The organism is Clostridium saccharoperbutylacetonicum N1-4(HMT) (assembly GCF_000340885.1).
In the GTDB taxonomy this organism is placed as follows: domain Bacteria; phylum Bacillota; class Clostridia; order Clostridiales; family Clostridiaceae; genus Clostridium; species Clostridium saccharoperbutylacetonicum.
The window spans coordinates 4116676-4136445 of the sequence record NC_020291.1; the positions used below are offsets into that span (position 1 = coordinate 4116676).

General features: G+C 29.6%; 16 protein-coding genes. 3 read left to right on the forward strand and 13 right to left on the reverse strand.

The annotated features are described in order from the left end of the window. Window positions 1-60: 60 nt before the first annotated feature. Complete coding sequence (locus tag CSPA_RS18480) at window positions 61-1956, reverse strand: beta-glucoside-specific PTS transporter subunit IIABC (protein ID WP_015393880.1); 1896 nt, start codon at window positions 1954-1956, stop codon at window positions 61-63. A 135-nt stretch (window positions 1957-2091) separates the two neighbouring features. Here CSPA_RS18480 and CSPA_RS18485 point away from each other — a divergent pair, with 135 nt between their 5' ends. Then, window positions 2092-2973 carry a LysR family transcriptional regulator gene (locus CSPA_RS18485; RefSeq protein ID WP_015393881.1) on the forward strand — a complete coding sequence of 294 codons (882 nt, stop codon included), beginning with the start codon at window positions 2092-2094 and terminating at the stop codon, window positions 2971-2973. An 83-nt stretch (window positions 2974-3056) separates the two neighbouring features. Here the strand turns inward: CSPA_RS18485 and CSPA_RS18490 are convergent, their stop codons facing one another. The 3 genes from CSPA_RS18490 to hydF all read right to left on the reverse strand — a co-directional run bounded on the left by CSPA_RS18490 (window position 3057) and on the right by hydF (window position 5236). Beyond that, window positions 3057-3485 (reverse strand): hypothetical protein, encoded by a 429-nt coding sequence (locus CSPA_RS18490; RefSeq protein ID WP_015393882.1) that lies wholly within the window; start codon window positions 3483-3485, stop codon window positions 3057-3059. A 128-nt stretch (window positions 3486-3613) separates the two neighbouring features. Continuing rightward, window positions 3614-3811, reverse strand: coding sequence for a hypothetical protein (locus CSPA_RS18495; RefSeq protein WP_015393883.1), 198 nt, complete (start codon window positions 3809-3811; stop codon window positions 3614-3616). Between the two features lie 189 nt (window positions 3812-4000). Continuing rightward, window positions 4001-5236: a [FeFe] hydrogenase H-cluster maturation GTPase HydF gene (gene hydF / locus CSPA_RS18500; protein ID WP_015393884.1), complete on the reverse strand. Its 1236-nt coding sequence runs from the start codon at window positions 5234-5236 to the stop codon at window positions 4001-4003. Window positions 5237-5611: 375 nt separating this feature from the next. Between hydF and CSPA_RS18510 the strand changes: the two genes are divergently transcribed. Beyond that, the gene (locus tag CSPA_RS18510) at window positions 5612-7009 is read left to right on the forward strand and encodes an aspartate ammonia-lyase (protein WP_015393885.1); all 1398 of its coding nucleotides are present in this window, start codon (window positions 5612-5614) and stop codon (window positions 7007-7009) included. 174 nt (window positions 7010-7183) lie between these two features. Here the strand turns inward: CSPA_RS18510 and CSPA_RS18515 are convergent, their stop codons facing one another. After that, complete coding sequence (locus CSPA_RS18515) at window positions 7184-8227, reverse strand: galactose ABC transporter substrate-binding protein (RefSeq protein ID WP_015393886.1); 1044 nt, start codon at window positions 8225-8227, stop codon at window positions 7184-7186. 447 nt (window positions 8228-8674) lie between these two features. Between CSPA_RS18515 and CSPA_RS18520 the strand changes: the two genes are divergently transcribed. Continuing rightward, window positions 8675-9259, forward strand: a complete 585-nt coding sequence (locus CSPA_RS18520) for a hypothetical protein (protein ID WP_015393887.1) — start codon at window positions 8675-8677, stop codon at window positions 9257-9259. A gap of 258 nt (window positions 9260-9517) precedes the next feature. On the opposite strand, the gene fucO is transcribed toward CSPA_RS18520, so the two are convergent. The 8 genes from fucO to CSPA_RS18560 form a co-directional block, all read right to left on the reverse strand. After that, window positions 9518-10672: a lactaldehyde reductase gene (gene fucO, locus CSPA_RS18525; protein ID WP_015393888.1), complete on the reverse strand. Its 1155-nt coding sequence runs from the start codon at window positions 10670-10672 to the stop codon at window positions 9518-9520. Between the two features lie 281 nt (window positions 10673-10953). Beyond that, window positions 10954-11772, reverse strand: coding sequence for a rhamnulose-1-phosphate aldolase (gene rhaD / locus CSPA_RS18530; protein WP_015393889.1), 819 nt, complete (start codon window positions 11770-11772; stop codon window positions 10954-10956). 36 nt (window positions 11773-11808) lie between these two features. Then, window positions 11809-13065 carry an L-rhamnose isomerase gene (gene rhaA / locus CSPA_RS18535; RefSeq protein WP_015393890.1) on the reverse strand — a complete coding sequence of 419 codons (1257 nt, stop codon included), beginning with the start codon at window positions 13063-13065 and terminating at the stop codon, window positions 11809-11811. Between the two features lie 77 nt (window positions 13066-13142). Beyond that, window positions 13143-14540 carry a rhamnulokinase gene (rhaB, locus tag CSPA_RS18540; RefSeq protein WP_015393891.1) on the reverse strand — a complete coding sequence of 466 codons (1398 nt, stop codon included), beginning with the start codon at window positions 14538-14540 and terminating at the stop codon, window positions 13143-13145. 537 nt (window positions 14541-15077) lie between these two features. Then, a complete protein-coding gene (locus CSPA_RS18545) occupies window positions 15078-16067 on the reverse strand; it encodes an AraC family transcriptional regulator (RefSeq protein WP_015393892.1) in 990 nt (329 codons plus the stop codon). A 142-nt stretch (window positions 16068-16209) separates the two neighbouring features. After that, window positions 16210-17598 (reverse strand): peptidoglycan-binding protein, encoded by a 1389-nt coding sequence (locus tag CSPA_RS18550; RefSeq protein ID WP_015393893.1) that lies wholly within the window; start codon window positions 17596-17598, stop codon window positions 16210-16212. Between the two features lie 66 nt (window positions 17599-17664). Then, window positions 17665-18555, reverse strand: coding sequence for a DMT family transporter (locus tag CSPA_RS18555; RefSeq protein ID WP_015393894.1), 891 nt, complete (start codon window positions 18553-18555; stop codon window positions 17665-17667). Between the two features lie 52 nt (window positions 18556-18607). Next, on the reverse strand, window positions 18608-19627 hold the full coding sequence (locus CSPA_RS18560; RefSeq protein ID WP_015393895.1) for a DUF1646 family protein: 1020 nt from the start codon (window positions 19625-19627) through the stop codon (window positions 18608-18610). Between the last annotated feature and the right edge of the window lie 143 nt (window positions 19628-19770).

The window sequence follows — 19770 nt, forward strand, 5'->3', positions numbered from 1 at the left end:
TATACATCAATATTTCTCATCCTTCACCCCATATTTTCTATTACTATACCTTTTATAGTATTATTTGATTAAATCCATTAAATGATCTTTTTCTTTTATAGATACTTTACTAGCTTCAATTGAAATTTCAGCATATGCTGCTGTATTAGTTATTATTACTGGGGTTATAACATCATATCCAGCCTTCTTTATTTCTTCTATATCAAATTCAACTAATAAATCGCCTACGTTTATAGAATCTCCAACCTTTATCTTTGCATCAAAGAATTTTCCACCTAATTTTACTGTATCTAATCCTATATGAATTAGAATTTCTGCTCCTTCATTTGAAACAATTCCTATAGCATGTTTTGTATCAAAAACGGCATTTACTGTTCCATTGACAGGTGAAACAACTCGGCCTTCCTTTGGAATTATAGCTACTCCATTTCCCATCATTTTTTCTGAAAACATAGGATCATTTACTTCATTTAAAGGAACTACTTTACCTTCAATTGGTGAATAAATAATGCTATCTTTTACTACATTTTCTTCAGTTACAGCTACTTCATTTTCAATTATTTCATCTGCTTTTGAATCAGCAATTTGTGCTTCTGGAATATCTTCAAAACCTAAGATAAGAGTGGCAACAAACGAAACAACAAAAGCTATTGCTGCACCAATGCAAGCAAACATAATATTTCTAAATCCATCGGTCCCAATATATCCCGGAAGTGCTAAAAGTCCTGGTGACCCAGAAGTATATCTTCCAACTCCAGAAAGTCCTAAAAATAATCCTGAAGCTCCTCCACCAATCATAACCGCAATTAAAGGACGCTTTAATTTTAATGTAACACCATACATAGCTGGTTCTGTAATACCACAAACTGCAGTAATTCCTGCTGATGATGCTAATTGTTTTAATTCACTATTCTTAGTTCTTAATGCTACTGCAAGTGCCGCTCCACCTTGTGCAATATTAGATCCAAGCATACCAGGTCCAACAACAGTATCAAAACCTGCTGTAGCTAGGTTGTTTATTCCTATTGGAATTAATCCATAATGCATACCAGTCATTACAAGAAGTGGTGAAAAAGTACCAACTATAAGTGGAACTAACCATCTAGCATATGTATTTAGGAATGCTATTGCAGCTGAAATACCATTACCACAGACTATTCCAAGAGGTCCAAGGACAATCAAAGTTGCTAGTCCAGTAATTAATAAGGTTAATAGTGGTTTTGTGAAAAACTTAATTGGTTTAGGTGAAACTTTATCTGCAATTGGTTCTACAAAGGACATAAACCAAACACCTAAGATAATTGGAATAACAGAAGATGAATAACTTGCTAAAGTTATTGGTAATCCAAAGAAGTAAATTCCTGTTCCACCCTTTTTAGCTACATCAACCATAGCAGCAAAGTTAGGATGTAAAATAACAGCTGCTATAGACATTGCCATATAAGCATTACATTTAAATTTCTTAGCAGCCGAATTTGCTATTAAAAACGGTAAAAAGTAAAAAGCTGCATCTGCCATAAAATTTAAAACAGCATACACTTGTGAATTAGCAGCAATAACTTTAAAAGTAACTAATAATGCCAAAACAGCCTTTAACATACCAGCACCAGTGATAGCTGGTATAATTGGCGTAAAAATACCTGCTATTGTATCAAGTACTCTAACTACAGGCCCTTTATCATTTTTATCATCACTTTGTGAATCATTATCAAAACTAGCAACTTTATTTATCTCTGCATATACATTTGCAACATCACTACCAATAATTACTTGGTATTGACCTCCTTTATTTACTACTCCCATAATACCTTTTGTACTTTTCAGTACTTCAGTATTAGCTTTGCTATCATCTTTTAGATTAAATCTTAATCTGGTAGCACAATGAGTTAAAGTTAAAACATTTTCTTTACCACCAACATTTTTTATAATATCTGTGGATAATCGTTTGTAATCCATAGTATTTTCCTCCTTGAGTTACTTTTCTATCTTGATATCATTTACAAATTTATTATATTGTTTTATTATTTATCTATCAATACTATATTTAATATGATGATCATAGTTTATAACTATATATAAGGAGATGCTATTATGTTGGAGATAAGATTATTAAACTACTTCTTGGTTCTTGCTGAAGAACTTCATTATACTAAAGCTGCTGAACGCCTTAATATTTCTCAGCCTACCTTAAGCACCCAAATTAAAATTTTGGAAAACATGCTAAATGTTAAGCTTTTTGATTATGTTCAAAAAAGAACAGTCTTAACAGAACCAGGAAAAATATTAAAAGCACATGCTTATAAGATTTTTTTCGATCTTGAGCAGGCTGAAAGTGATATAAAAAATTACACAGGAAAATTAAGAGAACAAATTCGTGTAGGTGCTTCTGGATCTCATCTACTATTAGTTCCCTGCTCAAGATTTAATAATATTCATAGCAATGTTTTAATAACAATGGAAGAACATAGAGGTTCTACAATCGTTGAAAATGTTAAAAATGGCAAACTTGACTTAGGCTTAATCCACTATTCTGCTGATGACTCTGCTATTCATTCTGAACTTTTAAACATTGAATCTTATCTTGCTGTTGTACCATTAAATTCAAGACTCATAGAATATTCTTCTGTTTCCTTAAAAGATTTAACACAAGAAAACATAGTTCTATTAACCCAAACTTCAAATTCAAGAATAAATATCGATAAAGCCTTTAGTATGATTAACCATATTTGTAAACCTAGAATCCAAACAATAAACTTAGATTCTTGTATTAGACTAATAGAAAACACAGATAATATAACCATATTGCCTGATTCCTATATACGCTCTGTGAAACAAATTGGTTTTAAGGCAATTCCAATTTCTGATTATCCACCTAAGCAAACAGTTAACTTAATATACAGAAAGGATTTGTTTATAGATAATATTTTGAAATCATTTTTAGATATTATTAGAGAGTTTCATCAAAGTCATTAAATTTATTTAATAATTTAACTCTTACAGATAATTCCTATCCAAATAATAAAACAGGTGATGCATTCACCTGTTTTATTTCTCACTTATTTCAACCAATTCTGCTCTACTGGTTTCCATTTTATAGAATCTATGTACAAACCATTTTCCCCATATTCCTCTGCTCCACTATTTAATAACTTTTCATACCATTTATGTGTAACAATATTAGTAATATAGAAACTATAATCAAATTCTTTATCAACTTCTAAAAATGCAGATATAATTCTATCTCCTATTCCTTTAGGTTTAACTTTAAGAGGAATAATAATACAATTGAGTTCTACTTTCTTTTCTTCATGTAAAATTTTAAATCCAACTACTAATCTATCGTCTTCATATAGTTGTACTATTCTAATACTTTCATAAAATAACTCAACTGTAACATTAGGAATCATAGGTTCTAGTACCTGGAGTAAAGTATCAATAATTTTTTCTTCTCTTTTATCAAAATACCTTCTGTCATATTCAATCATACATACCAGGCCCCTCTTTAATTTTAGGTTTATTATGAGTTATGCTAAAATATCCTTTGCTAAATATAAATATAAATTTAGCCTATTTGTATTCTTTCTGGTATTATCAACAATTTTTGGTATTATTTTTATTTCCTTTTTTTCTTCCATCTAATATGCTTTTTATTATATATATCATAAATATCTTCTTCTTTTTTTGTTCTAATAATACCAATTATAGTCGAAATTAATATGAGAATTCCTCCAATAAAAAATAATGTATCAAAACCATAAATTTTTATTATGGCTGCCCAAAGAATTATATATGCAATAAGTACCAAATACATTTTAGCGCCTCCTAAAAGCTCTAGTTATAGAATCATTTATTGCAGTTATCAATGTTCAATGCTCAATTGTCAATGAAGGTTGATTTCCTTTGGAAATCTTTAAGCTTTGAATAATTCTTTTGCAATATAATTGTCATCTGCACAGACCACCCCTAATTGTAACCTGTACACTGTAAACTGTTAACTACACTAAATTTCTCCATCATACGCTGCTTTAGCTAAAGGAAACGGCTCAAGTGCTCTTTCTAAAATACCTTGAACATATCCAATAAGGACACCATAATTAACAATTGGTATATTATTATTAACTGCATCATCAATTCTTGAAAGCATTGTTGCTCTATTTAACATGCAGCCTCCACAATGAATAACAAGCTTATATTTTTCAATATTCTCTGTAAAGGAAGTTCCTGAAGAATGTTCAAAATTTATTTGTTTTCCAGTCATTTGTCTAACCCATCTAGGGATTTTTACCGTTCCAATGTCATCACACTGTCTATGATGAGTACACCCTTCTGCAATTAACACATTATCTCCATCTTCTAAAGCTTCTATCGCTTTTGCACCTTTAACAAGTTCCAAAAGATTTCCTTTATATCTAGCCTGTAATATTGAAAAAGATGTTAACATTATGTCTTTTGGCGTATCTGCAGATGCCTTTAAAAATACTTGAGAATCAGTTATAACAAGCTTAGGTTTTTTCTTTAAATTTTCAAGAGTTTCTCTTAATTCATGCTCTTTAGTTACTACAGCTATAGCATCACTTTCTATAATATCTCTTATAGTCTGTTGCTGTGGAAGTATTAATCTTCCTTTTGGAGCAGCCTTATCTATTGGTGTAACTAAAACTATAATATCTCCAGGACTAATAAGGTCACCAACTAACTTAAATTTATCTTCATCATCTGGTATTATACTTATTATCTTATCCTTAAGCTCATCAATGCCAGTTTTGTTTAAGGCTGAAACAGCTACAACTGGAGCTCCAATTTCTTTTTCTATTTTACTAAGTTCTTCAACTGTAATATTCTTCTGGTCAGCTTTATTTAAAATACAAACCATTGGTATTTTCTTTTCTGTCAATTTGTCTATTATGTCTAAATCCTTATCACTAATTCCAATAGTAATATCTATAACTACTAATGCTACATTGGTTTTTGTTAATACTTCAAGGGTTTTCTTTTTTCTTGAATCTCCTAATTCACTATAGTCATCAAGTCCTGCTGTATCAACAATCATACAAGGTCCTATAGGAAGAATTTCAATGGCTTTATAAACAGGATCTGTGGTTGTTCCTTTAACTTCAGAAACAATTGAAATCTCTTGATTGGTTAAGGCATTTATAATACTAGATTTTCCTGCATTTGTCATTCCAAACAATGAAATATGCACTCTTTCTCCAGATGGTGTCGAATTTAAACTCATAATATTACTCTCCTTTAAATTAGTTATCATTGGGCAATTAGGCAATTGTCAATGCTCAATTGATGAGGAAATCCCTTCGGTATTTCTTTAATTGATATATATAATAATCCCAATTGGAACTTATATACATATATTTTATATAAGTTCCGTTGTTGCAGCATAGCTGCTCTTTTTATATGTGCGTATTGTGGCATAGCCACTCTTTTTATATAAGTTCCGTATTGTGGCATAGCCACTCTTTTTATAGGTGTATACTTTTATTATAATATAAAATGTCAAATTTATAAAATTATAATGCTAAATATGATATTATATTGTTGAGCTGCACTAAATTTTAAATATGCAGCCTACTTATTTAAAAAGGATGTGTTCGTTTTGAATTATAGATTGGAGCAAGATTTATTAGGAGAAAAAAATATAGATGACCAAACTTACAGTGGTATAAATACAGTTAGAGCACTTGAAAACTTTGATTTAAACAGTAAAACTGTGAATCTAAAACTAGTAAAGGAAATTGCTTTAATAAAAAAAGCAGCAGCTATGACCAATAAGTCCTTAAAATTGCTTGAAGCTGACAAAGCTGATGCAATAATAAAAGCCAGTGAAGAGGTCATAGATGGAAAACTTGATGACGAATTTAAAATAAGTGCCTTTCAAGGTGGAGCTGGTACTTCAACTAATATGAATGTTAATGAAGTCATTGCAAACAGAGCAATTGAACTATTAGGAGGTATTAAAGGCGATTATGATTTAGTACATCCACTAAATCATGTTAATATGTCTCAATCAACTAATGATGTTTATCCTTCTGCTCTAAGAATTGCAGCCATTAAATTAATTAGAAAGTTAAGTAACTCCTTATCTAATTTACAAGAAGCCTTGCAAATAAAAGAAAATGAATTTTCAAACATAATAAAACTTGGAAGAACTCAATTAATGGATGCACTGCCAATGACTGCAGGTCAAAGTTTTGGTGCATATTCAAAGGCAATTGAAAGAGATAGATGGAGAATTTATAAAGTAGAGGAACGATTAAGACAAATCAACCTTGGAGGCACTGCCATTGGCACAGGGCTAAATGCTACTAATAAATATGTGTTTATGATGACAGATCTTATTCAAAGTCTTACTGGCCTTGGCATTGCTAGATCTGACTATCCCATGGATATTACCCAAAACTGTGATATATTTGTAGAAACTTCTGGATTATTAAAATCATGCAGCGTGAATCTGCTCAAAATTTCAAATGACTTAAGATTGCTAAATTCTGGTCCTCGTGGAGGAATAGGTGAGATTATATTACCTAAAATGCAGGCTGGTTCTACAATCATGCCAGGTAAAGTAAATCCAGTTATCCCTGAAATGGTTGCACAAGTTAGCTTAAGAGTAATTTCTAATGATACTGCCATTACTATGGCGAGTTCTATGGGGCAATTAGAATTAAATGCATTCACTCCACTTATAGCTGAATGTTTATTAGAATCTCTTGAACTTCTTGATAAAAGTATTATAATCTTTAAAGAAAAATGTATAGAGGATTTAGAAATGAATAAAGACAGATGTTCAGAAAATCTTGAAAATTCTTTAGTTTCTGCCACAGCTTTAGTTCCACATTTAGGCTATGATAAAGCTAGTTCTATATCAAAGAAAGCTTTAGAAACAGGAAAAACTATTCGAGAAATTTTACTTGAAGAACAAATACTCCCTGAAGAAACTATAGATAAAATTTTATCTCCAGCTGAATTAATAAGAACTCATATAGTTGGAAAATAATTTTATTGTATATTATTTTGAATTATGTAAATACTTATTAGTGATATTTATTCTAATCTATAACTTGAGATAGTATTTTAGGATTTCCTAGTACTATCTCTTTTTATTTTGCCATTGCTTATGTATTTTTCAATAAAATGTTACTATAAATTTCATTAATATAACTGCTTAAAGTCATCCTACATATTCCTTATATGGTAAACGTATAGCTACTCCAGTATCATCAAATTTATAAGAAGTTCCTTCAAGGGGATTTTGATCATTAAACAAATTAATACCTATAACATAGCTAGCTTCTGCCACTGCATTAGCATCTTGAACAACAGAACCTGTCATTTCTCCTTTTTTAATTAATTCTTGAGCAGTCGGTATTGCATCAACTCCGACTACAGCTATATTTTTTGTACCATCTTCAGTATTATATCCATATTTATTCAATACTTCTATTGCTCCAATAGCCATATCATCATTATTAGAAATTATAGCTTCAATTCCAGTGTTATATCTAATAAATATTGGTTCAAAATCTGTTTTAGCTTGCTCTCTATTCCAATCAGAAACTGTAGATGCAATTTCCTGTGTTTGTATCCCTCCATTATTAATTGTTAAAATAGAATATTCTGTTCTTTCATTTGCATCTTTATTATTATTTTCCCCAATTAGCATTACATATTGTAAGATTCCATCATTATTAGCATCCATAGTATCTTTGTTTTTATTCCATGCATTAATTATAATTTCACCTTGAAATGCGCCTGCTTGTGCAGAATCAGTTCCAACAAAAAATGCCTTATTATAAGATTTTACTGAATTCATATCAAGAGGTTCTCGATTAAATAAAACGACTGGTATATTAAATTCTTTAATTCTTCCAATAACTTCATAAGCCCTTTTTACATCTACTATATTTAAAAGTAATATATCTTCACTTTTGTTTTCTAAAATGGCTTCAATAGTTTGATTTTGAATCATTTGATCATCTTTAGCATCATAAAAGGTAAATTGAACTTTATCTGGATTATTTTTTTGGATTTCTTCAAACCCTTGACGAACTAAAGAAATATATGCATCATCAAACCTATATAATAATACTCCTACTTTAACAGGCTTTTGATCTACTGTTTGAGCAAAAATGTCTATGTAACTATAAGAGAATTTTATTGCTGATATAATAACTACAAGCCCAATAACTGCCAATGCCTTTTTAATTAATTTCATTATAAATCGCTCCTTTGTTACGTATTAATATTATCTATAGATATCCAAATACTTATTCAAGTAAATAACACCAATTTTTATATTATCCTGTAACAAAAGAGAAAATCACAGATATTATACTATATATATTCAAATGGTCAATTGACAATTTTCAATATTCAATTTTAGTAACTATTTCAAGTTGTTCAAATCAATGTAGTCATATATCAAAATAAAAGATTTTAAAAAAGAGTACCAATATATGATATATGTGATATTTTGTAAATTATGTTATAATACTATTAAAAATAATAATTTAATAAACAATAGTAATATATTGTTCATCAACTTAAAAAGGCAGCAATGCCTAAATATATATGTGCATATCTTATATAATACCAAAATTTGTTATGAAAATTGCTCATTTATAGAATTAAAATAAAAAATGTAAAGAATTAGGAGGAAAATATGAAAAAATTATTAATTGCTGTACTAATACTTGGAACTATTAATTTTACAGGATGTGACCCCAAAAGTGCAGACGATAAGGCAGTAAAAGAAACAACTAGATCTACAACTACTACAGATACTAAAACAAACAATGATAAAACTAATGCAGCTAAATCTGATACAACAGCCACTACAGCTAAAACTGATACAGCTAGAGCAACAACTAGTGATGGCAAACAATTAGGTTATGTAAAAAAGTTGTATGAAGAAAGTGGAAGTAAGTATATTTCAATACAATATATACAATGGTTGTCAGGAGAAGAAGCTATTAAGGCTATAATGGAAGATGATAAATGTACAAGAGAAGAAGCACAGTCTAGATATACTAATGATTATTATATAAGAGATAAAAACAAAGAAGTAAAAAAAGTAAAAGTTTCAAATAATGCTACTTATAGTATAATTAAAACTGGTGCTGAAGCAACTAAATCAAACTTTGATGAAGTAAAGAAAGAGCTTGGAGAAACAACACAAGGAATTTTATGTGATGTAACTATAAAAGACAATGAAGTTACAGATTTGAAACAAAAATATCACCCATAATAGATTATAAAGTTAATTTGTTGGATAATATAGTAACAATCAAACTTCAAATTCTCGAGTTTGATTGTTACTGTTTTTTTAGATTTCAAAGAGTTATATAGTGATTTAAAAAGAAGTATACATCCAAACTTATTAGAAGTAATGAAAAACGCTGGTTACTAAAAATTATGAGTGTAATAGTAAGACTAATCAACAATTTTCTTTCTCTGTGATCTTCTCCATTAATTGATTATTGATAATTAGAATATCTATACTTTATTATTTGAAAGCTTTTTTGTAAATTGCTAATATTTCTTCTACACTTGTATCTCTTGGATTACCTGGTGTACATGCATCTGCAAATGCTGATTCAGAAAGCGCTTGTAAATCTTCTTCTTTAACACCAATTTCATTTAACACTTTTGGAATTCCAACATCTTCTGAAAGTTTTTTAACTGCGTCAATAGCTGCTTTTCTATATTCATCTTGAGACATGCTATCTACGCCTTGAACTCCCATTGCTCTTGCAATTTCTCTATATTTATAACCAGTTGCTTCTGCATTATATTCCATAACATATGGTAATAATACCGCATTAGCAATTCCATGCGGAGTATCATAGAAAGCTCCAAGTGGATGTGCCATTCCATGAACAATACCTAATCCTACATTACTAAAGCCCATACCTGCAACATATTGTCCAAGAGCCATATCTTCTCTTCCCTTAGGCTCATTGTTTACTGCACTTCTAAGGGAACGTCCTATAATTTCAATAGCTTTTAAATGTAAGGCATCAGTTAATTCCCAAGCTCCCTTTGTAATATATCCTTCAATAGCATGAGTTAAAGCATCCATACCTGTAGCTGCTGTTAATCCTTTTGGCATTGATGACATCATTTCTGAATCAACTACTGCAATTACTGGAATATCATGTGGGTCAACACATACAAATTTACGTTTCTTTTCTTCATCTGTAATTACATAGTTAATTGTTACTTCAGCTGCAGTTCCTGCTGTTGTTGGTACTGCTATTATATCAACGCACTTATTTTTTGTGTCAGCTACACCTTCAAGACTTCTTACATCTGAAAATTCAGGATTTTTAACTATTATACCAATAGCTTTTGCAGTATCTATTGATGATCCCCCACCAATTGCTAATAAATAATCAGCACCAGCTGCCTTGAACTTTTCTATACCTGCTAGAACTACATTTATAGTAGGATTTGCTTTTACTTCATCAAAAATTTCAAAAGCTAAATTATTTGCTTTTAATAAATCTGTTACTTTTGTAGCTACATTAAATTTAATTAAATCTCTATCAGTTACAGCTAAAGCTTTTTTGTAACCTCTAACTTTAGCTTCAGCAACAATATTTTCAATTGCTCCTGCACCTATATAGCTTGTTTCATTTAATATCATTCTATTTGCCATTTTAATCAATCTCCTTTAAATTTTTTATATTTTAATATGATATTTAACGCTTACTATGTTAAATTATTAACTTTTATAATTATGCTAAACTGTTGTCAAATATTGACCATAAATAATTGATCATTGACAACTGATAATTATCAATGTTTAATTACCCTCGAGGGGTCCCAAGGGTAATTTTAATTTTCCATATTATAATTATATTAATAAGTTATTTGAAACTATTATGGTTAAGGAGTTATAGTTTATACTTTTGGTTAATATGTTTCTAAATAACTATATTAGCTTAAATAGTCTTCTGAAATACTTACATTAAAATCTCTTGCTAAATCTCTAAAGTTTTGAGAAGTTATTGTTTGTTTCTTTCCACCCATTGCTAGAACTTTTACTAAGATTTCAGCAGATTTTTCTACTGTGTCCATAAGTCCAAAAGTTAAATCTAAAGTTTCTCCTGAACAGAACATTCCATGGTGTGCCCAAATTACAACATCATGACTCTTCATTAATTCACCAGTTGCATCTGCAATTGCTGATCCTCCTGGAACCATCCAAGGAACTATTCCAATTCCACTTGGGAACACTACAGGACATTCAGTTGCCATTTCCCATAATTCTCTAGTAAATACTGCTCCATCTAAAGGTAATACAAAAGTTAAAGCAATTACATTAGTAGTATGAGAATGCATTATAACTCTATGAGCTCCATTTGTTTTTTCCACCTTAATTGAGTGACTCATTAAATGTGAAGGTAATTCACTTGTTGGCTTAGCACCATTTGTTAAGCCCCAAACTATTTTATAATTTTCACCCTTTTCATCTATTTTAACTATCCCTGCATTTTCTTCTAAACAAACTGTCATGTTTCTTATAAATTTTCCACTTCCAGTTACTAAGAAGTATTCATTAGCTAAATTTTTAACTGTTACACCTATTGGAGTGTAAGCTGAATCTTCATTAATAAATACCTTTACTCCAGCAACTTCTTCTTCAGTAAGTCTATATGTAATATTTCCACCATTTCTTTCATGCCAACCCTTAAGCCATGCATCTTCTGTTATCTTTTTAAAGTTTTGTATAAATTTCATATCTTCTAAAGCCATTTTTATTCCTACTTTCTTTTATTAATTAATTGTTCTCTAGTTTCTCTTTGATAATTCAGTTTTTTCATATTCTTTAACTTCACTAATCCACTTTTCACCTACAGGAACATTATTCTTTTCACAGTAGTAATTCCAAATGTCACCTATTGGATAAGTTTTAAATTCTTCCATTAAAGCTAATCTTTCTGTGAAGTTACCTTCATCTTGTAATTCTTTTAATTTAGCATTTGGAGTTAACATTGCATTTAATAATGCTTTTATCATATTTCTTGAACCAATTGTCCATGCTACAATTCTGTTAATACTTGCGTCAAAGAAATCAAGTCCAATGATAACTCTATCTAATGCATCATTTCTTACTATTTCTTTAGCTATTTCTTTAAGTTCATCATCATAAACTACAACGTGATCAGAATCCCATCTTACTGGTCTACTTACATGAAGTGCAACTTTTTCATTAAATAATAACATTGCTGAAAGTTTATCTGAAACAACTTCTGTTGGATGATAATGTCCAGTATCCATTAGGGACATTATGTTATTTTTAGCTGCATAGCTTAAATAGAATTCGTTAGAACCTACTGTATAACTTTCAGCCCCTATACCAAATACTTTTGACTCAACACAATCAAGATTGTATTTTTTATCTATTTCAACTTTAAAGATTTCATCTAAAGATTCTTTAAGTCTTCTTCTTGGTCCTAATCTATCACTTGGTATATCTTTATAACCATCTGGTATCCAAATATTGGTTAAACAAGTTTGTCCTAATTCTTTACCAAAATATTCACCTATTTTTCTTGATGCAATTGCATGTTTTATCCAGAAATCTCTTATTTCTTTGTTTGGATGAGATAATGTTAAACCATCTGCTGACTTTGGATGAGAGAATATTGTTGGATTAAAGTCTAATCCTAATCCATTTTCTTTTGCCCATTTTACCCAATTTGCAAAATGTTCTGGTTTGATTTCATCTCTATCTACAACTTCACCATTAGTTTCTAAATAAATTGCATGAAGGTTTACTTTATGCTTTCCTGGAATTAAGCTTAAAGCTTTATCTAAATCTTGTCTTAATTCATCAGCATTTCTAGCTGCTCCTGGATAATTTCCATTACATTGAATTCCACCAGATAATTCATTTTTAGAAACTTCGAAACCTTTAACGTCATCCCCTTGCCAGCAATGAATTGATATTTTAACTTTATTAAGTTCTTCTAAAGCTTTATCTACGTCTATTCCCCATTTTTCATATTCTTTTTTTGCTAATTCATATTTTTCTTTAATATTCATTTCTCTTCCTCCTATTTATGTTGGAATTTTACTTGTTTGAGTTATTTATTTTAATAAGACTTTTTACAAATTTAATATTAATTAAATACTTTAATATCAAAAGATTCTTTTATAGCTTTTCTTGCTTCACTTAAATCTTTAAAGACATTTTTACTGATCATTTGAGCCACAATATTTCCTATAGCTGTTGCTTCAACTGGTCCTGCTAGTACTTCTTTTCCAGTAACACTTGCAACCAATTCATTTAGTAAATTGTTTTGACATCCACCACCAAAAATATTTATTCTCTTAAATTCTTTTTCAAATATATCTTCAAGATTAGTTACTGCTCTTTTATAACAATGTGCTAAGCTATTAAATACGCACATTGCAATTTCTCCAACTTCTTCTGGAATTTCTTGATTTGTCTCTTTACAATGAATTTTAATTTCTTCAATCATATTATCTGGTTTTAAAAATCTATCATCATCTACATCAACTATTGACGCAAATTTTGAATTTTCTCTTGCCAAATCAACTAATTCAGCAAAGGAATATTTATTATCAAGATTTCTTCTTACTTCTTGAATAACCCATAATCCCATAATATTTTTTAAGAATCTATATCTATAATCTATTCCACCTTCATTTGTAAAGTTATATTCCATAGCTTGTGGTACACAAATTGGGAATCTATTTTCCACTCCAATCAATGACCAAGTTCCTGAACTTAAATATATGCTATCATTGTCATTACATACAGATGAAATAAATGCAGATCCTGTATCATGAGTTGCAGGAAGTATAACTTCCATGTCAAACCCAAACTCTTCAATTAATTCATTTCTTAAATTTCCAAGACTAGTTTTAGGTAATTTTATTTCTTGAAAAATATCCTTTTTGATTCCAAGGTCTTCTAAGATTTTTTCATCCCAAGTTCTCTCAAAAGAGTTTACCAATTGAGTTGAAGTAGCATTTGTATATTCATTAGCTTTCTTTCCTGTAAGCAAGAAATTCAAATAATCTGGAACCATTAAGAAAGTCTTTGCTTTCTCTAAAATTTCCGGATTATTATTCTTAATAGAAAGTAATTGATATACAGTGTTAAATCTTTGAAATTGTATTCCAGTATATAAATACATCATATCTTTCGGAATGCTCTTAAAAACTTCTTCCATCATTCTTTCGGTTCTATCATCTCTATAAGCAACTGCATTTCCAAGCATATTATCGTTTTCATCTAACAGAACAAAATCTACAGCCCAAGTATCTATGCCAATGCTCTTTGGAATTTTTCCTATTTCTTTGCATTTTTTAATTCCATTTTTGATATCTTTAAATAATTGTTCTATATTCCAACAATATTCATTCCCAACTTTACTAATTCCATTTTCAAACCTATAAATTTCTTCTAATGTTATCTTTCCATTTTCTATTGAGCCAAGTATATGCCTGCCACTAGAGGCACCGATATCAATGGCTAAATAATACTCCATAGCTTTCCTCCTGTTCATTTTTTCATCACACTATGGTTAAATTATATTGCATTTAGAAACCGTTTTTAATATCGTAGTTTGTTTTAATTATTATCCTTATTTGCAAATCTACATTTGAAACTGATAATTTGAATTCTGATAAAAAAATAAAAAAGCAGCCTTATTTTACTCTAATTGTCATAAATTTTTTCAAATACATTTATGACAATCAGGAATAAATAAGCACTACTTTTTATTCTAATTTAATTATAGATATCCAAATTAATACTCAAACTTATAAATGGAATATGTATACACTATTGAGAAATTAAAATTACAAAACTGTACTAGAAATATGATACATTTTTTCTGGAGCAGGCATGTGAAATTGAACTGATGAAAGTTCTTAATTGGGGCTTGTTTCATTTAAGCTTGTCCAGATTTTACATATGGAACACGCTGAAATGACGACAAGCCCACATTTAGAACCTTCCAGCGAAAATTTCACTAGTCCTGCGGAAGATAAATGTGTCATATTTCGGTAATTGAAGCATAAGTCTAATTCTCGCTTTGGATATCTATATTATCGCATAATTTCAATTTGTATTCTCTAGGAGTCATTCCAAATTTCTCTTTAAATATCTTATAAAAATATGTAGGATTTTCGTATCCTATTATCCCAATTAAATCTACGATTGAATAATTAGTTGATTTAATTAATTCAACAGCTTTACTTAGTTTTCTTTCCTGCAATAATTCTTTAAAGGTCATCCCAGTGTGTTTTTTTATTAATTTACTAAGTTTATAATCAGGTTGTTTTAAATTTTCAGCTATTTCAGAAAGTGTTGCAGTATCATAATATTCATCAATATATTTAAGACTTTGAATTATAAGCATTTTTTCATAGTTATCTACAGAATAAATTTCAATATCTTGTGAATTTTTAATTAATTCTACAATTAAAAGCCCTACAAGTAATTTTATTGTTGCCTTGCTCATTATTGAAGGCTCATATAATTCTATGATTATTTTCTCAATCAAATCTTGAATATTTTCTCTTTCTGAAACCTTAAAATACAGATATTCCCCTTCTTCATAGTCAGTATACAATGTTGTAAGTAAAAACTTACTTATAATATTTTCATTATCTAAAAGAGTTATTATATAATCAAAGAATTCAGGTCTAATTATAAAATTTATAATTATATCATCTTCATTTGAAGCTTTTATTTCATGAGTTATATATTGGTTTAGAAAAATCAATTCACCTTTTTGCAATATTATTTCTTTGTTATCAATAATTTGAATTAATTTTCCTTGATAAACATAATTAAATTCAATGTAATTATGTTTATGACTAGGAAAATTTACAAATCTCGTATGCTTTCTAATATCAATTAATTCACCTGCTGGTAATAACTTATTACTATCAATAACAAAATTCCACTCATCAGTATAAAGACTTTTATTTACAGAAGCTTCTCCATTTAATATTTGTGATTCTTCCTCTGTTAAGGCTATTAATTTATCATGAATCTCTTTCAACATTACTTATTCCTCCATAAATAATCTGCGTATCCTTTAATCAATAATATCTAAATTATATACATATTATATCTAACAAATTCAAATAAGCCTAGTTAGAAAAAATAGCAGCTCATTTTACTGACCTACTATCTTTTATCTATATTTAATAAAAAAACTTTGGTATAGTCCTCCTATCATCCAATCCAGATATAATTGGTGGAATAAATTCATTTAATTCCAAGCCTCTACTTGATTCAGTTGTAGTAAGTTCTGCAAGCTTAGTCACTCCAACATAAACATCAGATATTTTATACCAAGTTGCATAATCAACTATTCCGGTTTGTGGCAAAGTAAAAATCTGTTGAAAAACTTTTACTGAATTCGCAGTCTTTGGACCATATTTACCATCTTCAGCAAGCTTAGGAATAAGTGGATAGTTTCTAGCTATTCTATTTAATTGCCCTTGAATCGCTCTTACTTCAGGACCTGAAGCTCCAATAGCAAGAGGAGTTCCAGGATATGACATTGGGCTTCCAGATACTTTTTCGGCTGTAACTAATTCAATATCATCACCATAATAATACTTTAATATATCATAAGGAACCATTCCACGCCTTCCTAATTCTTGACTTCCCCATTGGCTTAACCATTGAGGACAAGTAACGCTCTTTCCATCACAATATTGAGTGAATAGCGGTTGTTTTTTCCCAATTCTCCTTACATAGGTTGAAAAAATCTCATCAACTATTTGACTTATATTATCATAAATGTTTCTACCATAAGAAAAGGCTTGATCATATGCTGTAGAATTTGTAATATCAAAGTTTTTTCCTTTACCTCTATACCATTCAGTAAAAATTCTATTTAAGGTAAAAGAAACCATGCAAAAAATATTTGCTCTTAAGGTTGACTCTGTCCAAGTTGAATATATTTCGCAGGAAGCTACATTTTTAATATAATCCTTAAATGGAACTTTATAATTAGTGGCTGAAGGATCATTTGGACTTCCTTGATGAACTATAATATATTCTGGAACTATAGGCTGTGGCAACACTACTCCTGAAGTTGGAGGAGGCACTGGTTTATCAACCTCTTCTGGAATCTTAGGTGGATAATTTCCATTTAGTGTATTTGGGGGTATATCTATAATTTGCTGCCTCATACTTCCCCTGCCTAAATTAATCTCTAAATTACATATTTGAAATGCAACTTGTGTTGGAAATACCTGGCACCCTCTTATAACTATTGGATTAAATCCACTTCTTTCAACCGTTATATCATAAAGACTATATGGCATTTGGTTATTATTTTCATTTAAAGAATATTCTAACGGAGGTGCTGGTAATTCTATAACTTGAGTTAAACCTACTGAATTTGTAATGAGTTCAATATTTTTTGTGCTTCCCGCGTTAGTAATCCCTGTTACTGTTATTTTTGCACCATCAATTGGAATATAATTACCGCCTCTAAAGCATTGGATTTTTAGACCTCCAGTATTTGATAAAGCATTTCCATTACTTGTTGTAACATTTCCGCTGTTTATATTTTCCATAACATTCCTCTTAATATTTTTTCAGAATATTATACTTATTAAAAGTAATATTTATTACTAATATATTTATTTTCTAGAAAGTCTAATTTGTGGTATCAATATTCCAATTAGTATAAGAATGCAGCCTAAGTATGCTCTAATGCTCATGGTTTCCCCTAAAATAAGCATTCCTCCTATAGCACCAAATACTGATTCCATGCTCATTATAATAGCAGCATGAGAGGGTTTAGCATTTTTTTGCGCAACTACTTGTAAGGTATAAGCTACCCCTGTAGAGAAAAGCCCCCCATATAGAATAGGAACTAAAGCATTAGATATACTTGTAAGAGTAATACTTTCAAATAAAAAAGCTGATATTAGACTTAAACCAGAACTTGTTGCAAATTGCAGACAAGATAATTTTAAAGAATCTACCTTATTACAAAAATAATCTATTGTTAAAATATGTAGTGCAAAGAAAAAGGCACATATAAGTTCAAACATATCTCCAAAACCAATTCTAAAGTTTTCATTTATACTTAATAAATATAAACCAGCTACCGCAAGAATTACTCCAATCCATAGTTTCTTACCAATTTTATGACCTAGAATAATGCCTATTATAGGAACTATAACCATGTAAAGTGCAGTAATAAAGCTAGCATTTCCAGCAGTTGTATAAATAAGACCAAACTGTTGAAGGGATGATCCCATAAATAATATAGTTCCAACTAGGACACCAGACAAAATTGTTTTTTTAGTGCTCGCTTCGTTTTTATTTTTTACATTGCTTTGATTTCTTTTATTAAAGAAAATGATTAACGGCAGAAGAGATAAACTTCCAAGAGCAAACCTCAGTCCATTAAAGGTAAACACCCCTATATATTGAGAACCTACTCTTTGTGCAACAAATGCAAATCCCCAAATAGCTGCTGTAAGTAATAACAGCAGATTAGCTTGTACTCTTTTATTATTCATTATATATATTTCCCCCTTAAATTTTGTCATATTATCATTTGTTAATATTATTTTACAATATAAATAAAATCACATAATATATTAACATAATTATGAGTCCAAGTGGTACCCCAAGTTTAATCCATTCTCTGCTTTGAATCTTAAGTTTGCCTGCAGTAATAATGTTAGGAATATTCCCTGGAATCATCATCCCTCCACTTATTAATAATCCCATTAATACAGCCTTAATTTGTAACTGAGACATTTTATTACTAACCTCGGCTGCTGCCAGGGTTGCATTATCTAATACTGCAGAAGACATATTAAACCAATATAAATATCCTGTATGAAGATTAATTACATAAGTATCTATTATCGGTTTAAACCCTTCCCCAAGCAGCTCTAAAGCAATAATAAATATTAAAATTTTAAATGCTCTTATTATTATTGCAGCATTTGTCTCTTCTATAATTATTTCTTCCTCCTTGTCCTCATGTGCCTTTTCTTGAATACCAAATGACGCTCCAATAAGTCCAAGAATCAATATTCCAGGAATAATGTAAACACCAAACTGCTCTAAAAGATACCAAAAACTTTCATCAAGTTTAGAAATTACTGTTGTTGATAGTGGTTCTCCTATTGGAGTCAATACTGCTCCCATTCCAATAGAAAAACAAGCTACTATATCAACATTTATCTTATTTTTTCTACTAATTGGAAGTATACTTACTATTTCTATTAAAAGTAAGGCTGCAATTATTGCTGTTATTACACTTGATATAAGCCCAATAATCATTATTAACAAAAATATAAAAAGCTTTAATGGAATGTACTTTAAAATATAATTTAATGCTGCTTCTACATGGGTAGATATTGCTTTAAACATGAATCCACCTATTAATACTACACAAGTTATTACATACATAAATTTATTTTGAAATATATTAATAAAAAGTTCCTTACTTAAGGAACCTGATGTAATAGCTGCTAACATTCCCACAGTAAACAAAAAAAATTCAAGATTACTTTCAACTTGCTTCGATAAAATCGGTAATGTAAAAGTTATTACTAAAAGTAAGATCAATATATACATCACCTTTACCACACCCTTTCTATTATTAAAGTTAATTTAAATCTAAAAGCTTTTACACTTAATTTTCAACTATAATTAACCATGTTATTGTATCATATAACCTTTAAATTAAAAAATGAGAAACTCGAAAAATGAGTTTCCCA